This window comes from Rubricella aquisinus (genome assembly GCF_014199445.1).
GTDB lineage: Bacteria > Pseudomonadota > Alphaproteobacteria > Rhodobacterales > Rhodobacteraceae > Rubricella > Rubricella aquisinus.
This window is the reverse complement of sequence record NZ_JACIJS010000002.1, coordinates 240,329-265,035: the sequence shown is the minus strand read 5'-3', so window position 1 is coordinate 265,035 and position 24,707 is coordinate 240,329. Positions and strand designations below refer to the sequence as shown.

The 24,707-nt window shown below is 58.3% G+C and carries 25 protein-coding genes; 17 read left to right on the top strand and 8 right to left on the bottom strand.

The genetic code is table 11. From position 1 onward, the window contains the following. The first annotated feature begins 41 nt into the window (after positions 1–41). Positions 42–1,181: a heme A synthase gene (ctaA, locus tag FHS89_RS04430; RefSeq protein WP_184008929.1), complete on the top strand. Its 1,140-nt coding sequence runs from the start codon at positions 42–44 to the stop codon at positions 1,179–1,181. Here ctaA and FHS89_RS04425 read toward each other — a convergent pair. Beyond that, positions 1,178–1,963, bottom strand: a complete 786-nt coding sequence (locus tag FHS89_RS04425) for an enoyl-CoA hydratase (RefSeq protein ID WP_184008927.1) — start codon at positions 1,961–1,963, stop codon at positions 1,178–1,180. The genes ctaA and FHS89_RS04425 overlap by 4 nt on opposite strands. A gap of 57 nt (positions 1,964–2,020) precedes the next feature. On the opposite strand from FHS89_RS04425, the gene FHS89_RS04420 reads away from it, so the two are divergent. Next, positions 2,021–2,440 carry a PaaI family thioesterase gene (locus tag FHS89_RS04420; RefSeq protein WP_184009130.1) on the top strand — a complete coding sequence of 140 codons (420 nt, stop codon included), beginning with the start codon at positions 2,021–2,023 and terminating at the stop codon, positions 2,438–2,440. A 28-nt stretch (positions 2,441–2,468) separates the two neighbouring features. After that, positions 2,469–3,638, top strand: coding sequence for a hypothetical protein (locus FHS89_RS04415; RefSeq protein ID WP_184008925.1), 1,170 nt, complete (start codon positions 2,469–2,471; stop codon positions 3,636–3,638). 43 nt (positions 3,639–3,681) lie between these two features. Here the strand turns inward: FHS89_RS04415 and speE are convergent, their stop codons facing one another. Together speE and speD are read right to left on the bottom strand one after the other, a co-directional pair. After that, on the bottom strand, positions 3,682–4,533 hold the full coding sequence (gene speE / locus FHS89_RS04410; protein WP_184008923.1) for a polyamine aminopropyltransferase: 852 nt from the start codon (positions 4,531–4,533) through the stop codon (positions 3,682–3,684). A 15-nt stretch (positions 4,534–4,548) separates the two neighbouring features. Further along, positions 4,549–5,049 carry an adenosylmethionine decarboxylase gene (speD, locus tag FHS89_RS04405; protein WP_184008921.1) on the bottom strand — a complete coding sequence of 167 codons (501 nt, stop codon included), beginning with the start codon at positions 5,047–5,049 and terminating at the stop codon, positions 4,549–4,551. 354 nt (positions 5,050–5,403) lie between these two features. Between speD and rplM the strand changes: the two genes are divergently transcribed. Beyond that, positions 5,404–5,868 carry a 50S ribosomal protein L13 gene (rplM, locus tag FHS89_RS04400; RefSeq protein WP_184008919.1) on the top strand — a complete coding sequence of 155 codons (465 nt, stop codon included), beginning with the start codon at positions 5,404–5,406 and terminating at the stop codon, positions 5,866–5,868. Further along, complete coding sequence (rpsI, locus tag FHS89_RS04395) at positions 5,868–6,359, top strand: 30S ribosomal protein S9 (RefSeq protein WP_184008917.1); 492 nt, start codon at positions 5,868–5,870, stop codon at positions 6,357–6,359. Before rplM ends, rpsI begins: the two co-directional genes overlap by 1 nt. Positions 6,360–6,551: 192 nt before the next feature. Here the strand turns inward: rpsI and FHS89_RS04390 are convergent, their stop codons facing one another. The 5 genes from FHS89_RS04390 to FHS89_RS04370 all read right to left on the bottom strand — a co-directional run bounded on the left by FHS89_RS04390 (position 6,552) and on the right by FHS89_RS04370 (position 11,932). Next, positions 6,552–8,045 carry a sugar ABC transporter ATP-binding protein gene (locus tag FHS89_RS04390; RefSeq protein ID WP_184008915.1) on the bottom strand — a complete coding sequence of 498 codons (1,494 nt, stop codon included), beginning with the start codon at positions 8,043–8,045 and terminating at the stop codon, positions 6,552–6,554. Beyond that, positions 8,042–9,043 (bottom strand): ABC transporter permease, encoded by a 1,002-nt coding sequence (locus FHS89_RS04385; protein WP_184009128.1) that lies wholly within the window; start codon positions 9,041–9,043, stop codon positions 8,042–8,044. Before FHS89_RS04385 ends, FHS89_RS04390 begins: the two co-directional genes overlap by 4 nt. 11 nt (positions 9,044–9,054) lie before the next feature. Next, entirely contained in the window at positions 9,055–10,029 is a 975-nt protein-coding gene (locus tag FHS89_RS04380; RefSeq protein ID WP_184008913.1) for an ABC transporter permease, read from the bottom strand. 48 nt (positions 10,030–10,077) lie between these two features. Further along, positions 10,078–10,890: an SDR family NAD(P)-dependent oxidoreductase gene (locus FHS89_RS04375; RefSeq protein WP_184008911.1), complete on the bottom strand. Its 813-nt coding sequence runs from the start codon at positions 10,888–10,890 to the stop codon at positions 10,078–10,080. 79 nt (positions 10,891–10,969) lie between these two features. After that, positions 10,970–11,932, bottom strand: coding sequence for a sugar ABC transporter substrate-binding protein (locus tag FHS89_RS04370; RefSeq protein ID WP_184008909.1), 963 nt, complete (start codon positions 11,930–11,932; stop codon positions 10,970–10,972). Positions 11,933–12,140: 208 nt separating this feature from the next. Between FHS89_RS04370 and FHS89_RS04365 the strand changes: the two genes are divergently transcribed. The 12 genes from FHS89_RS04365 (at position 12,141) to FHS89_RS04315 (ending at position 24,677) form a co-directional block, all read left to right on the top strand. Then, a complete protein-coding gene (locus FHS89_RS04365; RefSeq protein WP_246413576.1) occupies positions 12,141–13,967 on the top strand; it encodes an ABC transporter substrate-binding protein in 1,827 nt (608 codons plus the stop codon). 10 nt (positions 13,968–13,977) lie between these two features. After that, on the top strand, positions 13,978–14,787 hold the full coding sequence (locus tag FHS89_RS04360; RefSeq protein ID WP_184008907.1) for an SDR family NAD(P)-dependent oxidoreductase: 810 nt from the start codon (positions 13,978–13,980) through the stop codon (positions 14,785–14,787). Between the two features lie 64 nt (positions 14,788–14,851). Further along, positions 14,852–16,150, top strand: a complete 1,299-nt coding sequence (locus FHS89_RS04355; protein ID WP_184008905.1) for a M24 family metallopeptidase — start codon at positions 14,852–14,854, stop codon at positions 16,148–16,150. Between the two features lie 57 nt (positions 16,151–16,207). After that, positions 16,208–17,197, top strand: a complete 990-nt coding sequence (locus FHS89_RS16180; protein ID WP_221229252.1) for a thiamine pyrophosphate-dependent dehydrogenase E1 component subunit alpha — start codon at positions 16,208–16,210, stop codon at positions 17,195–17,197. 12 nt (positions 17,198–17,209) lie between these two features. Then, on the top strand, positions 17,210–18,205 hold the full coding sequence (locus FHS89_RS16175) for an alpha-ketoacid dehydrogenase subunit beta (protein ID WP_221229250.1): 996 nt from the start codon (positions 17,210–17,212) through the stop codon (positions 18,203–18,205). Further along, positions 18,195–19,511, top strand: a complete 1,317-nt coding sequence (locus tag FHS89_RS04345) for a biotin/lipoyl-containing protein (protein ID WP_184008903.1) — start codon at positions 18,195–18,197, stop codon at positions 19,509–19,511. Before FHS89_RS16175 ends, FHS89_RS04345 begins: the two co-directional genes overlap by 11 nt. Before the next feature lie 15 nt (positions 19,512–19,526). Continuing rightward, positions 19,527–20,951 carry an NAD-dependent succinate-semialdehyde dehydrogenase gene (locus tag FHS89_RS04340; RefSeq protein ID WP_184008901.1) on the top strand — a complete coding sequence of 475 codons (1,425 nt, stop codon included), beginning with the start codon at positions 19,527–19,529 and terminating at the stop codon, positions 20,949–20,951. 11 nt (positions 20,952–20,962) lie between these two features. Beyond that, positions 20,963–21,853: a 2-oxo acid dehydrogenase subunit E2 gene (locus FHS89_RS04335; protein WP_184008899.1), complete on the top strand. Its 891-nt coding sequence runs from the start codon at positions 20,963–20,965 to the stop codon at positions 21,851–21,853. A 296-nt stretch (positions 21,854–22,149) separates the two neighbouring features. Next, a complete protein-coding gene (locus FHS89_RS04330; RefSeq protein ID WP_184008897.1) occupies positions 22,150–23,046 on the top strand; it encodes a lysophospholipid acyltransferase family protein in 897 nt (298 codons plus the stop codon). 51 nt (positions 23,047–23,097) lie between these two features. Beyond that, entirely contained in the window at positions 23,098–23,538 is a 441-nt protein-coding gene (gene ccmE / locus FHS89_RS04325; protein ID WP_184008895.1) for a cytochrome c maturation protein CcmE, read from the top strand. A gap of 75 nt (positions 23,539–23,613) precedes the next feature. Further along, complete coding sequence (locus FHS89_RS04320) at positions 23,614–24,228, top strand: holin-associated N-acetylmuramidase (protein ID WP_184008893.1); 615 nt, start codon at positions 23,614–23,616, stop codon at positions 24,226–24,228. Next, positions 24,219–24,677 carry a holin family protein gene (locus FHS89_RS04315; protein WP_184008891.1) on the top strand — a complete coding sequence of 153 codons (459 nt, stop codon included), beginning with the start codon at positions 24,219–24,221 and terminating at the stop codon, positions 24,675–24,677. Before FHS89_RS04320 ends, FHS89_RS04315 begins: the two co-directional genes overlap by 10 nt. Positions 24,678–24,707: the final 30 nt, after the last annotated feature.

The window sequence follows — 24,707 nt, the reverse complement described above, 5'->3', positions numbered from 1 at the left end:
CAGCCCGGATAGATCATGTCCCAAGACAAGGGGAGAGCAGAATGGCCGAAAAGCGCAGCATTTTTGAGGAGGTCGGCACAGACACCAAGGTGAAAGCCGCCCCGGTGGCCGGGGCCGCGGAAAAGGCGAAATCCGCCGCGCGCCGTGCGATCTCCGTCTGGCTGATGATCCTGTTTGCGCTGGTGGTCGTGATGATCGCCGTCGGGGGGCTAACGCGGCTCACCGATAGCGGCCTGTCGATCACCGAATGGGCGCCGCTGTCAGGCGCCATCCCGCCTTTGTCGGCGGAGGATTGGCAGCGCGAATTCGACCTTTACCGCGCGATCCCCGAATACCAGTTGCAGAACCGTGGCATGAGCATGGCCGAGTTCCAGTTCATCTATTGGTGGGAATGGGGGCATCGGCAGCTTGGCCGTGTGATCGGGCTGGTTTGGGGTGTCGGATTTTTGTGGTTTCTTGCGCGGCGGCAAATCCCCACGGGCTGGACGCCGAAATTGCTTGGCCTTGGCCTGCTTGGGGGGCTTCAGGGCGCGATTGGCTGGTGGATGGTGTCGAGCGGCCTGACGGGCACGATGCTCGATGTGGCAAGCTACCGTCTGGCGACGCATCTGGGCCTAGCGTTCCTTATCCTTGGGCTGATCGCCTGGTATGTGTTCCAGCTCCGGCGCAGTGAGGTGGAGCTGTTGCAGGCCCGCCGCCAGCGCGAGCAGGGGGTGTTTACCCTGATGGGCGTGTTCATCCCGCTTTTGTTTCTACAAATCCTGCTGGGCGCATTGGTCGCCGGGATCGACGCAGGCCGGACTTATACCGATTGGCCGCTGATGGCGGGCGTGTTCTTCCCGCCGGAAAGCACGGAATTGGTGCCGTTCTGGTCCAACTTCTTTGAAAATCCCGCATTGGTGCAGTTCAATCACCGGATGCTGGCATATCTGGTACTGGCATTTGGGCTGTATATCGGGTTCAAGGCCGCGAAATCCGCGCTTAAGGGTGTGCGGAAATGGCACGCGCGGATGGGGATGGCGCTCTTGGCGCAGATCATCCTTGGCATCATCACGGTCGTCAGCATCGCGCCGTGGCATCTGGCGATTGCGCACCAGTTTCTGGCCGTCATCCTGTTTGTGCTGGCGCTGCGCGCGCGGTTTGAGGCGGGCTATCCCCGGCCAGAGAACCTGCGCGGTTAGTCCCAGTTTGGTGGGCGCTTTTCAAGGAAGGCGGCGATGCCTTCCTCCGTATCGCGGTGGAGCATATTCTCCGCCATGACCCGCCCGGTATAGGCATAGGCCGCATCCACGGTCATTTCTGCCTGCTCATAGAAGGCCTCTTTCCCGATCTTGACCGCGACGGCGAGTTTGCTGGCCACCGTCTGGGCAAGAGTTTGAGCAGCCTCGGACAGATCAGCCTCGGCCACCACGCGATTAACAAGGCCAAGGCGCTCTGCCTCCGGCGCATCAATGAATGTGCCGGTCGTGAGCATTTCAAACGCCTTCTTGCGCGGGATGTTGCGCGAGAGGGCCACCATGGGGGTAGAGCAAAAAAGCCCGATATTCACGCCATTGACGCCAAACCGCGCGGTATCCGCCGCCACGGCCATGTCACAAGAGGCCACCATCTGGCACCCGGCGGCTGTCGCGATCCCATGGACCTCCGCGATCACGGGTTGGGGCAGGCGGCGAATGCTCGTCATCATCCGGGCGCATTGGGCAAAGAGCGCGTTGAAATAGGCGCGCCCCCCATCGGGGGCCTGCCGCGCGGCGGTCATCTCCCGCAGGTTATGGCCCGCGCAGAACGCTTTGCCCTCTCCCCGGATCACGACCGCCTTGATCCCCTCCGCGTGCATCAGCGCGTCAAACTCGGATTGCAGCGCGGTCAGCATGTCCTCCGACAGCGCATTGAGCGTGCCCGGTGCGTTCATCGTCAGGGTCGCGACCCCGCCCTGATCCGCGCGCATTAGAATATCTGTCATTGCATCCTCCCTGACCCCGTGCAGCATAGGGGCAGAATGACGATGAATGAGGGCATGATGCAACCCATCCTGACCGTGGCCGAGGTGAATGGCTATATCGAAGAGGTGTTCCCGGAAGTGCAGGGGCAATACCTGTGTGAGCACATAGCCCCGATGGAGGCGCGCGTGCGGGCCGTCGTAGGCCCGCAAAACCTACGCCCCGGCGGCACGGTGTCTGGCCCGACCATGTTCGGCCTTGCCGATTGCGGCTTCTACATGGTGCTGCTCGCGATGATCGGAAAACAGGCATTGGCCGTGACCACGAATGCCAGCATCGACTTCATGCGCAAGCCGGAGCCGTGCGACATGATCGCGGAGGCCCGGATCCTGAAACTGGGGCGCGTTTTGGCGGTGGGCGATGTTCTGATGTATTCCGAAGGCAGCGACAAACCCGTGGCGCGCGCCAGCATGACCTATTCCATCCCACCCGCGCGGTAACGCGCCAAGCAGTGCGAGCACCTGATCCATGAAGCAAGCAACCCTCGCGCTGACCGCCGGATGCCTTCTTGCCGCCTGCAACACTGCTGAAACTCAACAAACACAAGCCGTTGCGCAGGCCGCGCCTGTCGTTGAAGCTCCAGCGCCTATTGTGCGCGCGCCCGTCGGGCCGATCACGGACACGACCGATTTGTGGAACGATTGGCGCTATTGGGCAGGCCTGCGTGGCCCTTCCTTCAACAGGGTGATGGCCGACGCCTGTGGCGACGGATCGCCCGGACGCGGCTTTCCGTTGCCACCCCGATCGGTGGGGTATGACACGGTTGAGCAGGCAAAAAGGAGCCGCGACATCGCCGTTGCCTATAACCAAAAGCTCGATGCGTTCTATGACTGTGCCGAAGAAAACATGACCGCTGTCGCGACCGAATGGGCAGAGGGGCAGGTGGAATGGGCGTCATGGTATCCCATCATCGAACAGAAGCAGGATGCGGGGCTCTATGACGATGCCGATGAGTATGACCGCGAGGCGCTGGCGGATTATCTCAGGCATCCGCAGGATCTTCAGGTCGCGGTGGATGAGGCGGTGGAGCGGTTTATGGAGGTCACGGTCGCTGATCTGGAGGGGGAGCGGGTCCATCACAACAGGGGGGTGAATATGTGGCTTGAGATCGTGAATGATCGCCAAAACCGTCCCAGTTTTGGCCAGATGCTGAACGCGACCTTGGGCGGTGTGTCGGCATCCATGCGGAATGACGTCAACCGGGGGCTGGTCGCATCGGGCCAATTGCCGATGCTCAGCCCCAAACAACAGGCACGCATCCGCGATGCGGGGCAGGCGATTGCGGCGCGCGAGGCGGCGCAGGGGTCCGGCAGCAGCGTTATTCTCACGCGCAACGTGTCCTGCACCGATCCTGCCTATCCTGACACGCGCTTCGGTGCGCCGACGATGGAAGATTGCCTTGACCTCGCAGCACGCGGGGCACGGCAACAGGCCGGTCTTGAGGAAAGTCAGCGGCGCGATGCGCAACTGGCGGCAGAATTCGAGCAAGGCATGATCGAAGCGGAGCGCATCAACGCGGTAAATCAGGCCGTGCGGGACGAACTGAATGAAAGGGATGAGCGCGCACGGCGGATCATTCTGGGACTGGACCCAAGCCCACGCGGCTGCACAACAAATTGCAGCTCGTTGGGGCAGTGATGACGGGGACAGATGACGGGCAACCGGTGCCCGCCAGCCATATTTACGGCATCAGCCGCGCGACATAGCCGGGCAGGGCGAAGGCCGCCTTGTGCACCTCCGGCGTGTAGTACCGGCAGGCAAGGCCCGATGCGGCATACCGCGTTTGCAGTGTTTCAAGCGACACATGGCGCGCGTCTCCATCCGTACCCCAGCCCATCGCCATCGGCCCGCCCGCATAGGTCGGGATCGTGGACAGATAGCAGGTCGCGTCGCCAAACAGCGCCTTGAACGCGCGCATCGTGTTGGTCAACTCGTCACCCTGCATGAACGGAACGCCGTTTTGCGTCACAAGGATACCACCGGGGCGCAGGCGGCGCTGCGCATGGCCGTAGAATGTGTCGGTGAACAGCACCTCGCCGGGTCCAATCGGATCGGTGGAATCGACGATGATCACATCAAACTCAGCATCGCTTTCGCGCATGAACGCCGCCCCATCCGCGATCACCAGATTGAGACGAGGATCATCGAATGCACCGGCAGAGAGGCTCGGCAAATGCTCTTTGCAGAATTCCACCACGCCCGCGTCAATCTCTACCATCGTGACATGGGTGACGGATGGATGCCGGAGCACTTCGCGCGCAATGCCACCATCGCCGCCACCGATGATCAGCACGCGGGTGGCGTGCCCATGTGCCAAGAGCGGCACATGGGTCATCATTTCGTGATAGATGAACTCGTCCCCTTCGGTGGTTTGCACCACGCCATCGAGGGTCATGAAACGGCCGAACCGGGCGTTCTCCAGCACACGGATGCGCTGAAGATCGGTGTTCGAATCGTAATGCACGGCATCAATGCGCAGTGCCTGACGATAGTCATCATGGAGCGTTTCGATGCTCCAGTCCCGGTCAGCCATCTTGTTGATCCTCCCTTAGCCGTGGGGGACGAGCCCGTCGCCGCGCAAAAGCTCTTTCACGCGCACATCGCCCGCATTGAACGCAGCGCGCAGAACATCGACGGCCTTCCAGGGCTGCGCATCACCGCACATGAACACGTCAAACGCACCATAGCCGATCTCTGGCCATGTGTGGACGGAGATATGGCTTTCGGCCAGCACGGCCACACCGGACACGCCCTGCGGGCTGAACTTGTGCGTGTGGATGTGTAGCAGCGTCGCCCCGCAGGTGTCCACGCAATCGCGGAATGCCTGCTCGATACGGGCCTGATCGTCGAGGCCAATACCATCGACAACTTCGATGATCAGATGGGTGCCCGCAAACACCTTGCCGTCACGACGGATAAAATGGTCGTCACGGTTTTCGTCAAAGATATCACGAGTGATTGCACGCACGTCATCGCGCGCGGTGGTGTCCGCGTGGGTGGCGCCTGTCTCCAGACCGTTCCCCAGTTGGACCTGTGTGGTGTCAAGCATGACAACCTCCCAAGTCAAAACCAGTAGAATGAATCCAGCGGTCCCTTAGCGCCCCCCCACATTTGCGGAGTTGGGATCGGTAACCCTGTGATCGGGGGACATAGGGGGGATGTTGCGGTGACGCAAGACATTTTTTCGTGCTGTGTGTATGAAGGGCGAGGATGAGGCACCAAAAGCCACGAAAAATGTGGGGTAATATAATACCTTAATTTTAGATCATTGTTTTTGCTGGTATTTTCAGAACACTCTCCGCTTGACCACACATCAAAGATCGTTAGAACAGCGCCATTCCCGCGATGGCTCAGGCCGGATCGGGGTTTCCCGCAACGGATCTGACAGAAACGGACCCGAGATATGAAAACTTTTTCCGCCAAACCGGCAGATATCGAGAAGAAGTGGATCATCGTCGATGCTGAAGGCATCGTCCTTGGTCGCCTCGCCTCGATCGTCGCCATGCGGCTGCGTGGCAAGCATAAGGCCACTTTCACGCCGCATATGGACATGGGTGACAACGTTATCATCATCAATGCTGACAAGGTTCAGCTGACTGGTAACAAGCGCGCCGACAAAAACTACTACTGGCACACTGGCCACCCGGGTGGGATCAAATCCCGCACCGCCGGTCAGATCCTCGAAGGGCAGTTCCCGACCCGTGTGGTCGAGAAGGCCGTTCAGCGGATGCTGCCCGGTGGGCCGCTGTCCCGCCAGCAGATGAAGAACCTGCGCATCTATGCAGGCGCTGAGCATCCCCATGCCGCACAAGAGCCCGAAGTGCTCGACGTGAAATCCATGAACCCCAAGAATACGCGGAGCGCATGATGTCTGACGAAATCAAATCGCTCGACGATCTGAAGGACGCCGTTGCAGGCTCCGATGTGGTTGTTGAAGAAAGCACCACCCCGCGTGAGCCCGTCCGTGACGAACTGGGCCGTTCCTATGCGACCGGCAAGCGGAAAGACGCGATCGCCCGTGTTTGGGTCAAGCGCGGTTCCGGCAAAGTGACCGTGAACGGCAAAGAGCTGAACGCGTATTTCGCGCGTCCGGTGCTCCAGATGATCCTCAACCAGCCGTTCCAAGTTGCTGGTGTTGAAGGAGAATTTGACGTGATGGCAACCGTCAAGGGCGGTGGTCTGTCCGGTCAGGCAGGCGCCGTTAAGCACGGCATCTCCAAAGCCCTGACCCTGTTCGAGCCGTCCCTGCGCGGCCCGCTCAAGGCAGCCGGCTTCCTGACCCGCGACAGCCGCGTGGTCGAGCGGAAGAAATACGGCAAAGCAAAAGCCCGCCGGAGCTTCCAGTTCTCCAAGCGTTAATTTGCTGGCAAGTTATGAGAAGGGCCTCGCAGTTTGCGGGGCCCTTTTTCGTTGTGCTGTGGTTTTGAGCTAGCTGCCGAATACAACCGGGGCAGGGCGGGTGGCAGCGCCAAAAACTGAAGCCACCTTGTCACTAGGGCCTTTCACGCCACGCAGGTCACGCTCCACAAAAACCGCCCCTCCAAGTCTACTTCACAAACCGGAAATCGCTTGGATAAGGCCGTCTTCGGTGACTTCGGCTGCGGTAAATTCCCGTGTGACCTTGCCTGCGTACATGGCGACGATCCGATCTGACACATGCAGCACTTCGGGCATCTCGGAGCTGATAACGATGACAGCATAGCCTTGGGCTGCCAGTTCGCGGATCAGATTGTGAATCTCCGATTTGGACCCAACGTCGATCCCGCGAGTTGGTTCATCGACTATCAGCACCTTTGGATGCATCGACAGCCATTTGCCGATGACGATCTTTTGTTGGTTGCCGCCCGACAGGTTGCCGACCATCTGTCGCCAGCCAGGGGTGCGAATATCCAGCTTGTCGCGATATTGATCGAAAATCGCAATCTCTGCGCCGTCACTGACAAATGGCCCAGCCGTCATATCGTCCACTTGCGGTAGGGTCATATTGTCGCGACAATTCATGCCCAGCACCAATCCTTGACCTTTGCGGTCCTCCGGCACCAGTGAGATACCGCGTGCAATCGCATCAGCGGGGGAGTGGACGGTGACGCCTTCCCCATCCAGCAAAATCTCACCACCAGAGGGTTCACGCAGCCCAAAGATGGTTTCCGCAATCTCCGTGCGGCCAGCTCCAACAAGGCCGTAAAAGCCGACAACCTCGCCTTCCCGCACGGTAAAACTGACATTTTCAAACAGTTTGCCGCAGCTCAGATTTCGCACTTCCAGAGCCACAGGACCAAGGCTATGGGTCATCTCATTACGGCTGAGGTCAAGCTTTCGCCCAATCATCAACTGTGTGACTTCTTCTTCGTTCGTTTCTTTGGTGTTGAGCGTTCCGCGATATTGGCCGTCGCGCAGGACGCTGATGCGGTCGGTGATCTTGAAGATTTCTTCCATCCGATGGGAGATGTAGATGACCCCGACATCACGGGATTGAAGGTCCGCGATCACTTCAAACAGCACAACCTTTTCTGCATCGGTGAGAGAGGCCGTCGGTTCGTCAAAAATGACTGCACGAGGTTCGACCGTAAGCGCCCGTGCAATCTCTACCATTTGTTGGTTGGCAATCGACAGATCCCCCACCTTGGTCCGGGCGTTGAAGCCGACATTGAGCGTTTTGAGAATGTCATCCGTTTGGGCGTACAGCTTTTCCCAATCGACACGACCAAGGCTCTTGCGTGGCAATTCTCCCAGATAGATGTTTTCAGCCACGCTCAGTTCATCCGCGAGACTCAGTTCTTGGTGGATGAACACAACGCCCTTGGACTTAGCCTGAAGGGGTGAGGACATGACTGTCGCGTCTTCAGCGATGAAAATCTGGCCCTCATCAGGCTGGTAGATGCCGCCAAGCACTTTCATTAGGGTCGATTTTCCGGCGCCGTTCTCGCCCATGAGGGCATGCACTTCGCCCGGCATGACGGAGAACGACACCCCGTCCAAGGCGCGCACGCCCGGAAAAGTCTTGACGATACCTTCAAGGCGGAGGGCAGGTGTTTGCGTGCTCATGTCCGAAGCTCCTCTTTGCCTTTGCGGTTCAACTGGCGATCAAGAAACAACACCGCAATCAGGATCAGACCGATGACAAGATTCACCGTCTCGGTATCGGCACCAATATGGCCAAGGCCCTTGCGAAGAAGTTGGATCGCAATGACGCCCCCGAGTGTTGAAATGATCGACCCGTATCCGCCTGACAGTTTCGTCCCGCCCAAAACCACGGCCGTGATCGCCCACAATTCATAAAGCATCCCGTCGTTGGGGTTCACCGATCCGCTCTCTGAGTAGAAAACCACCGCAGAAAGTGCAGCAAGAAAGCCGATCAACATGAAATTCCAAAGGAAATGAGGACCGACGCGAATGCCCGCATTCACGGCAGCTTCGCGATTGTTGCCAATGGCATAGGCATTTCGGCCATGTACAGTGCGGGTCATCAAAAGCCAGCACAGCAACACTACACCAAGCAGAAACCATGTCGCTGTATGAAGCCCCAGAAACTGCGCCTCAGCGAAATCAACAAGCGTCCAATTCAGGTGGCTGGTCGGTTGCTCCCCGTTATAAATGAAAACAAGACCACGATAGCCGAGCATTGATCCCAGCGTTACGATGAACGCATCAACCCCTGTTTTCCAAACGATCAACCCATTTATCGCCCCCAGAATGACCCCTGTTGCCAGTGCGAACAGCCATGCAAGCGGGATGGCCCAGTTGCCCATCGCCTGCATGAAGGGCCAAGTCATACTATCGAGCAGAACAATGGCGGCGAGCGCAAAAGTGGCCCCGACGCTCAGATCAATATTTCCGTTGACCATGATGATGGTCATGCCCACAGCGATGATGCCAATTGGTGCAGACTGTTTGAGCAGCAGCAGCATGTTGTCGAAATCCATGAATGCCTTTTCAGACACCGACAGAAATTCGCCCGCGATCGAGAAAAAGATGAGTTCGGCCACGATGAAGGCCCAGATCGCCCCTTGCTTGACCAAGTCCTTACGCTTGAAATTTGCCATGCCCGCTCTCCTTACGCGATTGGCGACCAGAGGCGGCCACGCTTTGCTGCAATGTCCAGCCAAACGGCAAGAATGATGATGACCCAAGTCACGACATACTGAGCATAGAAGGCGAGACCCATGAGCAGCAGACCGTTCTGGATGAAGCCGAGGATGAGCACACCAATGACAGTCTTAAAGACGGTGCCAGATCCACCAAGCAAGGACGCTCCACCGAGGATGACCGCCGCCAGCACTTCAAGCTCTAACCCTTGTCCAACCGTGTTTTGGCTACCGAGGCTTCGGCTGGCCTGAATAAGGCCCGCGGTCGCAACGCAGAAGGACGACAGAATATAGGTCATGAAAACCACGCGGGCGCGCGGGATGCCCGAAAAGGTGGCCGCCGTCCCATTGCCGCCCACGGCATAGACCTTTCGACCGAACGGTGTTTTGGACAGCACGAGGCTCAATCCAGCGGCAAGAAGCGCGAAAATCAGGATCGGAACCGGAATGCCCAGCATCGACCCTTGCCCAAAGAAATCGAACCAAGTGTTCTGCTTGTCCGCGATATCCATGTTCTGACCGCCGGAATAGGTGAGCGTCAGGCCATGGATGGCCGACAACATTCCCAATGTGACGATCAAGGAGTTGAGTTTCAGATACCCCACCAGAAAACCGATGAATGCACCGAGGCAAAGTGTCATAGCGAACATGCCCGGAATAGCTAATGCGGGGCCGATCTTGTCATGCAGATCGAGAACCACAATCGTAGAGAAGGACATCATCGAGCCGACCGACAGGTCGAGGTTGCCGCCAATCACCACAAACGTCACGCCAAGGGCCATTACGCCCAAAATGGCGGATGAGCGGATCACGCCGGAGATATTGTCGATGTCGATGAAGCGCGGGTTTGCGATGGCAAACACCACCATAAAGACCAGAAAGGCGACCAGAATACCCTGCTTTGCCAGAAATCCGCCGATGCTTTTTTTTGTCAGCTCTGCCATTTTTTTCCTCCCCTCGTGACCTGTCATCTGTCCCAAACACGATTTGGGTCAAACGAGGGTCATTCCTCCGTCGATCATTACGATCTGACCGGTCATGTAGTCGCTGGCCCGTGAGGCCAGAAACGTTGTGGTGCCGGTGACATCCTTTGTCGTGGCCACGCGGCCTTTCAGGATATCAGCGGAGAATTCTTCCATCGCCTGACCCGGACGGTCAGCAGCGCCGATGGCCATCAGGTCCTCATCGACTTGCTCCCACATTTCTGTGGCGACAACGCCGGGGGCGAACCCGGTCACGGTGATCCCATGCTTTGCCAGATCTCGTGCGCCTGACTGGGTGAGTGCTACCACGGCCCATTTGCTGGCGCAGTAGGGGGCCACGTTGTTAAAACCCTGCCGGCTGGCCACGGAAGCGGTGTTGATGATCTTACCCGCCATGTCATCCATGTCGCGCCCCTGTGCGATCATCTGTCGGGCGGCTTCCTGCATCCCGATCATGCAGCCAAGCCCGTTGATATCCATAACGAACTTCCAGTTTTCCTCGGTCACATCGAGAAAATTCATCGGCTTATTGACACCGGCATTGTTGAATTTCACATCGACCCGGCCAAACGTGTCCGCCGTTTTTGAGATCATGTCGCGGACTTGTCCGCGCTTTGTCACATCTACGGCGGCGTGGATGACGCGCGCATCGTTGATCACGGCGCGTTCATTATTTTCGGCTGCTACGGATGCAACTTTTGCTTCGTTGATGTCGGCGAAACATACGTTCGCCCCTTCGTCCAGCAGTGCTTCACCTATGGCACGACCTATCCCCTGTGCCGCGCCGGTCACAATGCAGGACCGTCCTTTGACGCGCCCCATCGTGGTTCACCTTATATTTTATATCGTGAAGTCGGATACGGGGCGACACTAATGCCGCCCCGCATCACTCGGGAGGAGCTTAGAAGACGGGCTTCGTGAACTCGTCCATGTTTTCCTGAGTGATCTTCGGCGTATCGAAGTAATTCAGGAAGGGGACTTCTTCGCCCTTTAGCACGTCGAGAGCGGTTTTGAGAGCGGCCTCGGCATCGTCCACAGGGGACTGGTAGATAGAGCCCCAATAGGTGCCATCTGCCATCGCCTCATAACCAACGGCGAAGTTCGTCGCCCCGACGAAGGTGATCCCTTCAGCACGGTTTGCCGCGAGCGCTGCGTTCAATGCGCCAACACCCATGTTGTCATCGCCGGAATAGACGCCGTCAATGTCGTCATACTTGACGAGGAACGCTTCCATCACCTGCTGGGACTTTTCGCGGTTCCAATCGCCGGGCTGCTGATCAATCTGCTCCACGTTCGGGCAAACTTCAGGCAGGCGGTCGTTGAAACCCTGCGCGCGTTCAATGGCCGTGGTGTAGCCAGGCTGACCCGTGATGTGCACCACTTTCGCTTCGTTTTCGATCCCGAGCGCCTTAAAGCGGTCGCACATGATTTCAGCGGAGCGTGAGCCTTGTGTGACGTTGTCGGGGCCAGAGAAGGATGACACGAATTCAAAACCTTGCTCAGCAATGTTGGAATTCGTGACGATCACGGGAATGTCGGCCTGGTGCGCCTTGCGGACAGCGGGGATGACCGCTTCACCATTGGTTGGCCACACGATGATCGCGTCGACTTCCTGCTGGATCAAATCTTCCATCTGAGCGATTTGACGGGCCACGTCGCCGCCTGCATCCAGCACGACGACTTCGACGCTGTCATTTGCTTCTGCCGCTGCGATGAAGGCTTGCTCATAGGTTGTCTGATAGCTGTCGACACCGACATTGTTCTGCGTAATGCCGATCGTAAACGTGCCGTGGCCTCCCGCATAGGCGGAGCTGCCAATCAGAGCCGTCGTGCAGGCAAGGGCGACTTTGTAAGTCATTTTCATTCTTGTTCCTCCCAGAAGGTTGTTCGCTAGGTGACTGCGCTTGCCGACCACGAGGGGCAGGCAAATCCGGTGCAATCTGCAGCTATCGAACGCGATTCGAGCGTTCTCCGGCCCCCTCAATCTCATCCATTTTGAATAACAGTATATCCAAAATGGATAAATGGCCCATACTGGCTTGATATCAAATTGGACATTTTGGAGAGCAAGTATGAGCGACTCGCGCCACAAACCCACACCTAAGATCACATCGGGGCCAATGCAGTCTTATTCGTCACAGACATTTCAAAATGGACAACTTCCGCAGGCCGCTGCGGAAAGTTCGATTTTGGTGACGGCCAATCCCGAGCTTTTGCAAACCACTCGGTTTCTTGAAGACGTCATGGTTGAGATCGACAACACGATCGATCCCAACACGCCCAATCCCCATCTGAACATGTTGCTTCATCTGGTGCAGGGCCATTGTGATGGCCGCATCGTGTCGCCGTCCTCCATGGTCGCGGCCTCTGGCGTACCATATGCGACGGGAATGCGGCGCCTTGCCGAAATTCAGGCAGCGGGTCTGGTGGAGCAACGCGCCCGTACCAAGAGCGGCAAGACTTTTTCACTTCATCCAAGCCCTAAGCTATTGCAATCCTTTACACAACTGGCCGAACGTATTGAGAGGATCGCGCGCAATTCATTTGGCGCCGCCGATCCGCACCCTTCACAGGACGATTATTATTTTGGCGGGTCTTATCAGCCGGGTCAGGCGAATATCCCGCCTCCCCGGGTTCTTCCCGAACCTTTAAAGCTCTCGGGTGGCTTGCGCATTCTGGTGCATGGTGACCCCACATTTATGGTGATGGAGAACCTCAAGCGTCAATTTGAACAGATCATAGGCACTGATATCAGTCAGCGGGCTTTTTCCATTGACCGCCTGCGTGAGGAGGCGCTCCGCAATGCCGCCCGCGCTCAAAGCCGCTATGACCTTATCGCGGTTGATTTGCCATGGGTTGGTGAGTTTGTCGAAAAGGGCGTTATCCGCGCCCTGCCAGAGATTATGGACGTGGACCGGCTCGATCCCGGAGATTTTCACACAGCAGGGTGGCAGGCTGCCCATTGGAACGGCGTGCCTTATGGTGTGCCCAGCCAGACCACGCCAGAGATGATGTTTTATCGGAAGGATTGGTTTGCGGCAGGTGGGCTGGAGCCCCCGTCCACGACCGACGCCGTTTTGAAGGCGGCTAAACATTTTCACGAACCGCTTAAGGGACGTTATGGCGTGGCATGGAATGCGGCGCGGGGCACAGCTCTTGGCCACACTTTCATGATGACCTGCGCGGATTTCGGTCAGCCGATTTTTGACTTGCCGAAGATTGCCGGCGGTTTTGATGCCTCTCGTCTGTCTAAGGGCGGACTTCGCCCGATGTTCGACACGGACAAGGCGCGGGATGCCGCCGACTACCTCATGGAACTCCTGCAATATTCGCCACCTGATATCCTGTCGATGTCTTGGTATGAGCGCGTTCGCCCGTTTGCGGAAGGCAAGGTGGCGATGGCTTATGGCTACACGCTTTTGGCACCGTATTTCGAGTTGGACAGCACCTGTCAGGCATATGGGAACACGGGCTATCTTCCCCATCCCCATGGGCCAGAGGGTGTGCCGATCGCGCCAGTTGGCGGCTATGTCTTGTGCGTTCCGGCCAATCTATCCGAGGATCGCATCGACGAAACGGTTGAAGCCTTGGTTTCATTCACGTCCCCGGCGGCGCAAAAACTCTATGCCCAAAACGGGAGCCGGACGGCGCCACGATATTCGGTCGGTTCCGACCCATCGGTGCGGCGCCTGTCGCCGATCTTTGAAATGGTCGATCAGATGTCCTGGCGGGATGAGCTGCAATACTGGCCGCGGCCCCCAGTGCCTGAGATTTCCGAGGTCATCGCGATTTGCGGGACCGAACTTCACGACATGCTGCGCGGGTTGGTGTCACCGGCCGAGGCGCTCAAGCGCGTGCAAGCCAACACCGAACAAATACTTAATAAACCGGTCACTTAGGGAGGAAACCATGGACCCCAATCGCCTCAAAGGAAAAAATATCCTGATCACTGGTGCCGCGCGCGGTATGGGTGCGGCCAATGCCGAGGCCTTTGCCGCTCAAGGCGCAAATGTCTGCCTTGGTGATTTGGATGGTTCCGAAGCACAGAAGGTGGCGGACAAGATCAATGCGGAGGGCAACGGCAAGGCGATTGCAGTCACGATGGACGTCACCAAGCGGGAGGACAACGCCGCAGCGGTGGCAGCCACGGTTGAGGCGTTCGGCTCCGTCAATGTGGGTCTCTTTAACGCCGGTCTCAATAAACCACGCTTCTTCATGGATATTGATGAGGACAACTGGGATCTGATCATGAACGTCAATACCAAGGCGATGTGGCTTGGTATGCAGGAAACCGCCCGCCAAATGATTGCCCAAGGTCCGATGGAGGATCACCCCTATAAACTCATCAATGTGGGTTCGATCGCATCGCGCAAGCCGTTGGTGGATGTGACCGTTTACTGCACCTCGAAATATGGCTGCCTTGCGTTGACGGAATGTGGGGCCCTTGGGTTGGCGGAGCATAATATCACCGTAAACGGATATGCGCCCGGCGTTGTGGTCACGCCGCTTTGGGAACAGCTCGACAAGGACCTTGTGGAGATCGGTTTCAAGGAGCGGGCCGGGCAGGCCTATGACGACATCGTTGACAATAACCTTGTGATCAAACGCGTCTCCTACCCGAAGGATATCATCGGTACGGCGTCCTTCCTCGCGTCAAATGACAGCGACTACATGACGGGTCAGATGATCTCCATCGATGGTGGTTGGGTCACGAAGTAACCCGCTAAATCCCTAATATTTCAATCAAAACGGGTGCGCGCGGCGCATCCGGGAGGAGTTTTTCATGTCACGCGCACTTATGCCGAATATGCTCACACCACAGGATCTGGAACCCAATTGGGAATGGCGGGAGCGCATTCCGGCATGGGGGCACAACTCCGTCGATTTTGAGCGGCGGATTGACCATGATCGGTTGCGTCGCTACCGCCTCGCCCGGACGCGGCAAGCCTTGCAGAATTCCAATGCAGGTACTCTGCTTTTGTTCGATGTGAACAATATCCGATATGTCAGTGCGACCAAGATCGGCGAATGGGAGCGGGACAAGATGTGCCGGTTCTGCCTGCTGACAGGGGATGACAGCCCGTATGTGTGGGATTTCGGCTCGGCTGCGATGCACCATAAGCGGCATTCCGACTGGTTGGAGCCGGATCACTGTCTTGCCGGTGTGGTCGGGATGCGGGGCACAATCCCGCCCGAATTCGGCTTGATGCAGAAATACGCCAAGGAAATTGCCCGTCTGATCAAGGAAGCAGGCATGGCGGACATGCCCGTGGGCGTTGATTATGCCGAAACCGCAATGTTCCACGCCCTGCGCGAAGAAGGCATCAACGTGGTTGACGGGCAGCAAATCATGCTGGCCGCGCGTGAGATCAAGAACTGGGACGAAATCCAGCTTCTGACCCAAGCGGCCGCGATGGTCGATGGTGTCTATCATATGATCTATGAGGAACTGAAACCGGGTGTGCGGGAAAGCGATATCGTCGCGCTGTCGAACAAGATGCTCTATGAAATGGGCTCCGACGATGTGGAGGCAATCAATGCCATTTCCGGCGAGCGCTGCAATCCGCACCCCCATAACTTCACGGATCGATTGATCCGCCCAGGTGATCAGGCATTCTTTGATATTCTGCAAAGTTATCAGGGATATCGGACCTGTTATTACCGCACATTCAATGTGGGCCGGGCCACGCCCGCGCAAAACGACGCTTATGTAAAGGCACGCGAATGGATTGATGCCTCTATCGCGATGATCAAACCGGGTGTCACGACCGACAAGGTGGCAGAGGTTTGGCCTACTGCCGAAAGCCTCGGTTTTCCCAATGAGGACGCGGCATTTGGCCTGCAATTCGGGCATGGGCTTGGGCTTGCCTTACACGAGCGGCCAATCATCAGCCGGGCCATCAGCCTCGATCACCCGATGGAGATCCAGACCGGCATGGTGTTCGCGCTGGAGACATACTGCCCTGCCGCGGACGGGTATTCCGCCGCGCGGATCGAGGAGGAGGTCGTCGTGACCGAAACCGGGTGCGAAGTGATCAGCCTCTTCCCAGCCGAAGAACTGCCCATCGCCAATCGTTACTGACGCGCAACACCCGGCGGCGACATCCGTCGCCGGGCCGATCACCAAAGGATGACCGCTATGAGCGCCGCCAAGAAAACAACCAAATCCAATTCGGACGACTACCTGCGCATGTATCGTCAGATGGTGCGGATCCGCACGTTCGAGGATAACGCCAACCAACTCTACCTCTCGGCCAAAATGCCAGGGTTGACCCATATGTATTCCGGCGAAGAAGCCGTCGCCGTGGGTATCTGCGAAGCATTGACCGACAATGACCGCATCACATCAACCCACCGGGGGCACGGGCATTGCGTCGCAAAGGGCGCTGAATTCAAACAGATGTTTTGTGAATTGCTCGGTAAGGAAGAAGGCTATTGCCGTGGCAAAGGCGGCTCGATGCACATCGCTGATCAAAGCCACGGCAACCTTGGCGCCAATGCCATCGTTGGCGGCTCGATGGGTATCGCGACCGGGTCGGCACTTCGGGCCAAGTTGCAGGGACATGACGACGTGACGGTCTGCTTCTTTGGGGACGGCGCAACTGCACAAGGGTTGTTGTACGAGGTGATGAACATGGCAGCCCTTTGGAACTTGCCAGTCATTTATGCGTGCGAAAACAACGGGTATTCCGAATACACCAAGACCGAAGAGATCGCCGCCGGCTCCATCACCGCCCGCGCCGAAGCTTTTGGCATCGAGGCCTTCAAGGTCGATGGTCAGGATGTTCTGGCCGTCAACGAATTGACCCAGAAGCTCGTGGCCCGGTGCCGCAAGGGCGAAGGCCCATTTTTCATCGAACTCGAAACCTACCGCTACCATGGCCACCACGTCGGAGACATCAATCGAGAGTATTACCGCTCCAAGGATGAGGAAAAGGATTGGAAGGAAAACCGCGATCCGATCATCCGCTTCCGTGGCTGGCTGGTGGAGCAGGGCATCGCCACCGAGGATGAGATCGAAGCGATGAATGCAGAGATCGAGAATGACGCCGCAGATGCCGTCTCCTATGCCGAGGCCGCAAAATATCCCGACATATCCGAAGTCGATATGCACGTTTTCGCGGATTGAGGAGAGAACGATATGAGAGAGATTACCTTATCCCAAGCCGTGAACGAGGCACTGGCCGAAGAACTGCGCCGCGACCCGACAACATTCATCATCGGAGAGGACGTGGCTGAGGCCGGGACGCCGTTCAAAGTCCTGTCGGGGCTCGTCGAGGAATTTGGTACGGACCGCGTGATCGACACGCCGATTTCGGAGCCGGGGTTCATGGGAATAGCGGTGGGCGCCGCCATGACAGGCGCGCGCCCGATTGTGGACCTGATGTTTGGAGACTTCATTTTCCTCATCATGGACCAGCTTTGCAATCAGGCGGCAAAGACACACTATATGTCGGGTGGAAAGCTCAATGTGCCCTTGGTGTTGCGCACGAATATGGGCGCCACCCGTCGCTCTGCTGCGCAACACAGCCAGTCATTGCAAGCATTGGTCGCCCATATTCCGGGGCTAAAGGTAGCGATGCCGTCCTCTGCCTATGAGGCAAAAGGACTGCTCAAGACTGCAATCCGCGACAACAACCCGGTCGTCATCTTCGAAGACAAGCTGATGTATCAAGACAAGGCTCCCGTGCCGGAGGAAGAGTATCTGATCCCCTTTGGTGAGGCGAACATCAAGCGTGAGGGGAAAGACATCACGCTGATCGCCACCTCCTCGATGGTTCAAGTGGCTGAAAAGGCCGCTGATATTCTATCGAAAGAAGGCATCGAGGCAGAGGTGATCGACCCGCGCACCATCGTGCCGCTTGACGAGGCGACGTTGATCGAGAGCGTCAAGAAAACCAGCCGTGCCATTGTGATCGACGAGGGCCATCAAAGCTATGGTGTCACCTCGGAAATCGCGTCACGCCTGAATGAAAAGGCCTTCTATCACCTTGACGCGCCCGTGGTGCGGATGGGGGCCATGGATGTGCCAATCCCGTTCAGCCCCGCGCTGGAGGACATCACCGTGCCAACACCGGAAGGTGTGGTTGAGACCGCCCGCAAACTCTGTAGCGGAGAGTTGATCCATGCCGCATGACGTCACAATGCCCCAACTCGGCATGGCGCAGGACGCGGGCAAGATCGTCTCGTGGTTCAAATCGCCCGGCGACGCGGTCGCCAAGGGCGACGCCCTGTTTGAGGTCGAAACCGACAAAGCCACGATGGAGGTCGAAGCCCAAGCGAACGGTTACCTTACAGGTGTCAAAGCGGGCGAGGGCGAAGACGTGCCCGTCGGGGCCGTGATCGCGCGTATTTCTGAAAGTGCCGACGAGGACGAAGAAACGCCGCCCTCGACAACCGAAACACAGGCTTCAACACCCGAAGCATCTACGCCTGACGCAGATGATCTGCCCGACGGCAAATCCGTCACGATGCCACAACTCGGCATGGCGCAAGATTCAGGTATCCTCGTCAATTGGCTGAAAGCACCGGGCGACGAAGTGGCTGCGGACGACGTGTTGTTCGAAGTCGAGACTGACAAAAGCACAATGGAGGTGGAGGCGGGCGCCGCGGGTTACCTTGCCGCAACGCTTGCCGAAGCCGGCGAAGCGATCCCTGTCGGACAGGCCGTTGCGATCATCTCCGCTGATAAACCCGGCAATCCGGTGGCCCGGTCTGTAAACGATGCCGCTCAAGCCCCCGCGCCCGCGGCGGAGGGTGCAACAGTCCCGACCACGGCACCGATTGAGGAGAGTAGGGCGCCAGCGAAAGCTGCGCCAACGGCCGATCCCAATAGCCGCGTGCTTGCATCACCCAAGGCGCGCCGTCTGGCTCTGGAGCAAGGTCTCGACTTGAACCGCCTGCTTGAGGCGGGGCACCCGCAGCCCTTCCATGTGAGGGATCTCGATACGCTGCGAAACATGCCAGCAGAAGAAACGACCAAAGCAGCACCGACCGGTGCAGCGTCGCGCGTGATGACAGCGCAAATCGTAACAAGCGGTTTTGACGCATTCGCGGCATGGGCGGCAAAGACGCATGACTTAAAAGATGCCGACCAATTGCTCGCGGGCCTTGCGGGCGCGAGCCTCGGCCGCTCCGCCGTTGTCGCGATTGAGCGGTTTGGCGAAACCCGTCAGTTCAGTGCCGGGACAAAGGCCCTTTCGCTGATCACTGAAACCGATCAGCCAGCAACCATCACCGTGCGCGACCTGCGTGGTACGGCGCTCCGCACTGTCGCGATCGGCGGGGAGGAGACGCCCGTACTGACGCTGATGGATAGTGGCGATGGCGGGCAGACCCTGACGCTCGAATGCGCAGCCGACCAGATGGACGCGCGGACCGCAATCACCTTTCTAACCGAATTTGCAGGCCGGATGGAACACCCGCTCCGCCACCTGCTCTGACCCTTGGGGGACAAAATGGACTATACCGATCTTTATATCGACGGCTCATGGTGCAAATCCGCGGATCGTTTCGACGTGATCAATCCCGCAACCGAGGAGGTGCTCGCTTCGGTGGCCTCAGCGGATATCGCGGATGCTGACAAAGCGCTTGATGCCGCCGAACGCGCGATGGCCGATTGGGCGGCGCGCACACCGCGCGAACGATCCGAAGTGCTGCGCAAAGCTTGGGAATTGATGACGGCCCGTCTTGATGAGTTTGCGCACATCATCACCCTGGAAAACGGCAAAGCAGGCGCGGACGCAAAAGGGGAAGCCACGTATGCTGCGGAATTCTTCCGATGGTTTGCAGAGGAGGCCGTGCGCGCGGACGGCATGATTACCCACGCCCCTGCCTCTGGCGCGCGGATCGTCGTGCAGCATAAACCGGCGGGGTTAGCGGTCTTGGTGACACCGTGGAACTACCCAGCGGCCATGGGGACACGCAAGATTGCGCCAGCCCTCGCGGCCGGGTGTGGTGTCATCATCAAACCCGCGTCCGAGACGCCGCTGACCATGTTGGCGCTCATGCCCCTCCTTGAAGAGGCGGGTGTGCCCGCAGGGTTGGTCAACGTCTTGCCATCGAAGCGCACTGGCGCCTTGGTCGATCATATGATGCATGATCCGCGCGTGCGGGTTGTCAGCTTTACTGGGTCAACGGGTGTTGGTCGGACGCTGCTGAAAGGAGCCGCTGACCAAGTTCTGAAACCGGCGATGGAATTGGGCGGCAACGCCCCCGTTGTCGTTTTTGAAGATGCGGAGATGGATGTCGCAATCGAAGGAACGATGCTGGCAAAAATGCGCAATCTGGGCGAAGCCTGCACCGCAGCCAACCGGATTTATGTGCATGAGGATATTGCCGAAGAATTTACCAAACGGCTGAGCCAACGCATGTCGGCGCTTAAAGTTGGCGATGGCACCGACCCAAGCGTCGATGTGGGCGCGCTGGTGAATGCGGACACTCGCGACAAGGTGGCTGAATTCGTCGCAGATGCGGTTGCAAAAGGGGCTAAAATCGAATGTGGCGGTGTCGTGCCGGAAGGAACAGGCTTCTTCTATCCACCGACGGTCCTGTCGAATGTTCCGGAAAATGCTGAATGCGTGCGGGATGAGATTTTTGGGCCCGTTGCCGCGATTCAGACCTTCCGCGACCAAAACGACGTGATCCGCCGCGCCAATGACACGGAATATGGCCTCGTTGCCTATGTGTTTTCGGGTGATTTCAAACGTGCTTTGCAAGTCTGCGAAAAGCTTGACTATGGGATGGTCGGCCTCAATCGCGGTCTCGTCAGCGATCCGGCCGCGCCATTTGGCGGCACAAAACAGTCCGGTCTTGGGCGCGAAGGTGGCCATGAGGGCATGCTTGAGTTCATGGAAACACAATATATTTCGGCCAGTTGGTAAGGGGACACTCCATGTCAGAGATTATTGCAAGCCCTTCGACCCGTCGGCTCGCCCGTGAACAGGGTATCGATATCGACGCATTGGGCGAAAAATTGGGCCGCAGCACCATTGGGCCGGAGGATATCACCCGAGGGAGCAAATCCGGCGGTGCGGCGCCAAAGGCCGCGGATGCCACGTCCTATTGGAATGTGGATCACAGCCAATATGGCCCAGTGAACGAGGAGCCGATGAGCCGCTTTGCGCAGGTTGCCGCGAACAATCTGGCGGCAGCGCAGTCGCTGATCCCAGCAGTGACCCATCATGATCGTGCCGATATCAGCATGATCGAGTCGCTACGGACCTCGTGGAAGGCAGAGGCGGCGCAACGCGGTGTAAAGTTGACGGCCCTTGCCTTTCACGTCGCGGCGCTTGCCCTTGCATTACGCGCTTTCCCTCGGTTCAACGCGTCGTTGTCTGCGGATGGAAAAGTGTTGGTGCTCAAGGACTATGTGCATATCGGCATTGCTGTTGATACGCCGCACGGGTTGATGGTGCCGGTGATCCGTGATGCGGATACCAAGGGGCTTTGGCATATTGCCGCGGAGATCACGGACCTCGCCACACGCGCCAATGCCCGCAAGGTTGGACCAGATGAAATGGGTGGCGCATCCATGACCATCACCAATCTGGGCGGCATCGGCGGCACGGCCTTCACACCCATTGTGAATCCACCCGAGGTTGCCATTCTCGGGATCACACGATCTGAAACAGTGACTATTTGGGAGGACGATACGCCGCGTCCTGTTCCGATGGTTCCGCTCAGCCTGTCCTATGATCATCGTGTGATTAACGGCGCGGATGCGGCACGGTTTGTGACCCATTATGCGCGCCTGATCGCCGATCCGCGCAATATGATGATCTAAGCCAGTCCGTACGTGGCGCAGCACTGAGCAAGGTGGATTTGCGGGGGTCCCGATATCATCGGTCTGGCTGCGTGTCGGGGCCCCGTCCAGCGGTTCCAGCGGGACTAACACTTCGATCTCTTTGAAAGATCCAAGGCTCGCGCGATCCTTAGCTGCGGCGGGGGCAAGTCGTGTCAACATCCTCCAGAATTTCATCCAGCGGACACAGATACGGCCCATTCACGTTGATTTTTCTTCACCTGACCGGGCAAGTGTGCGAATGACAGCAGACGCAATTGGGGTTTTTGCTCGTCATCATGCCTGACTCTCGCGCCGCACGCGATATTTCCTATGCCAGTTCCGCGGAGACGCGGGGTGGCCGGTTTATGATCCGGACGCTGGAAAACCTCACAGGGCGGCAACGGCTCATTCGTATGGCGCGCGGCTATGAGCATGAGGTGGCCGCCGGGCGATCCTTTTGGGAAGTGATGATCGAGCGCTATCAGCTTGGCCTGGATGTGCGCGGCGGCGCGCTCACGGCGATGCCGGCAGAGGGGCCGCTCATCGTCATCTCGAACCACCCGTTCGGCATTCTGGACGGGCTTATGCTGGGTCATATCCTGCAACAGACCCGTGGCGATTTCCGCATTCTGGCCAATTCCGTGTTTTGCAAGGCAAGCGATCTGGAGCGGGTAATTCTACCCGTCAGCTTTGATGAAACACGCGAAGCGGTGGCTCTCAACCTTGCCACACGCAAGACCGCATTGAGCTATCTGGCGGGCGGCGGCTGTATCGGGGTGTTTCCCGGCGGCACCGTATCGACGGCAAAAAAGCCCTTGGGCGGGCGCGCGATGGACCCGGGCTGGCGCACATTCACTGCAAAGATGATCGCCAAATCCGGGGCAACGGTCGTGCCGATCTATTTCGACGGCTCAAACTCCCGCCGGTTCCAGATTGCCAGCCATCTGCACCCAAATTTGCGGCTTGGCCTGTTGATCAACGAATTCCGCACCCGCCTGAACAAGAAGGTGCCCGTGGTGATCGGTGATCCGATCAAGGCAGAGGAGATCGCCGCCCGTGCCAAGAATGCGCGGGCCCTGATGGATTTTCTGCGGGAAGAAACCTACCGGCTGTCGCCCGACCCTATTGAGGATCTGTCCTACGGGTATGAGTTCGAGGAACGGCACGCTTCTCAAAATGTCGCAGGGGGTTAAAACCGGCACTGTTCTGCGCGATATAAGGGCAGTCGGTAAGGAAAAGCATCCATGGCAACGCTTCGCAAAAAACGCAGGATAACGCTGGTCATTTTGGGCCTGTCGATGATGGTCGTGGCCACGGGGCTGACGATTTTTGCGATTGGCGAGGGGGGGCAGTTCTTCCGCAGCCCATCTGACGTGTTCAGCGATCCCCCGCGAGAGGGCGAAGTGTTCCGCCTTGGCGGTTTGGTGAAAGAGGGGACATGGCAAAAGGGGCAAATGCACGCCTTTGTCGTGACCGACACGAGCATGGATTTCCCCGCCGTGTATGAAGGCATCGTGCCCGATCTGTTCCGCGAGGGGCAGGGCACCATCCTCACCGGGCAGATCCGCGATGGTGTGTTCGTGGCCACCGAAGTGCTTGCGCGCCATGACGAGGACTATATGCCCAAAGAGGTCGCCGACGCGCTCAAGGAGCAGGGTCTTTACAAGAACGACTACGCCAACTGACCGCGCGCTAACGGCAATTTAAGACAAATTTGAAATACCTGCCCGCCAATGTTCACACATGGCAGGGGGTGCTTGATGCAGTCTGTTTCGCAGATCACCGAAGAGATTCTGGATCGGGAGGGCGGCTATGTCGACGATCCTGACGATCCTGGCGGCGCGACCAATCATGGCGTGACGATCCACACAATGCGCCGCCTTGGACTTGACCTCAACGGCGATGAGATCGTGACGAAAGCGGACGTTCGCGCGCTTAGCCGGGATGAGGCCGGAGCGCTGTTCGAGGATGAGTATTACACCCGCCCCGGCATTGGTCGCCTGCCCGAAGCGATACAGCCCAGCGTCTATGACATGCATGTCCATGCGGGGCGGCAGGCCTTTATTTTGTTGCAATCCCTTCTCAATGACCTTGGCGAAGTGCTTGTCGAAGATGGGATTTTGGGTCCGCGCAGCTTCGCGGCGGCACATCGCGTGCATGACCGGATCGGCGGGGAGGTGCTGCGCGATGCCTACGGGATCGAGCGGCGACGCTATTACTACCGTCTGGCCGATGCGCGCCCGGCAAGCCGCAAATATGTCCGGCGGCGCGATGGCGGCAAGGGGGGGTGGATCACGCGGGCGGAGGCGTTCCTCTCCCCGCCATGGCATCTCAGCCCCGCAGCCCATGCACGGAGGATCGCATCATGGGGATAATCACACGACTGTTCGGTTTGGGGGAGGTCGCCCGCGGCGTCGGTGCGGCGGTGGAGGGCGTGGCGGAGGTCTATACCGAAAACCGGACCGCCGCGATGCAGGCCCGGCACGACATCCTGAAAGGGGCGCAAAGCCAATTCGCGGGGGAGTTTGCCCATCCTCCGGCAGGCTGGTTTGATAGTTTCGTCAATGGGTTGAACCGCCTGCCGCGCCCGACCATGGCTTTTGGCACGCTGGCGCTGTTTGTGTATGCGATGGCCGATCCGGTGGCGTTTGCGGCCCGGATGCAAGGGCTCGCGGCGGTCCCTGAGCCGCTTTGGTGGCTGATGGGCGCGGTGGTGTCCTTCTATTTCGGCGCTCGCGAATTGCACCATGTGCGCGCGCGCCAGCCCCAATCCGCCCCGCAAACCGATGCCAATCCCATCGTGCAGGCGCTCACCGGGCGCTAGGCCCGTCACCATTGCGTGACCAGTTGCCGC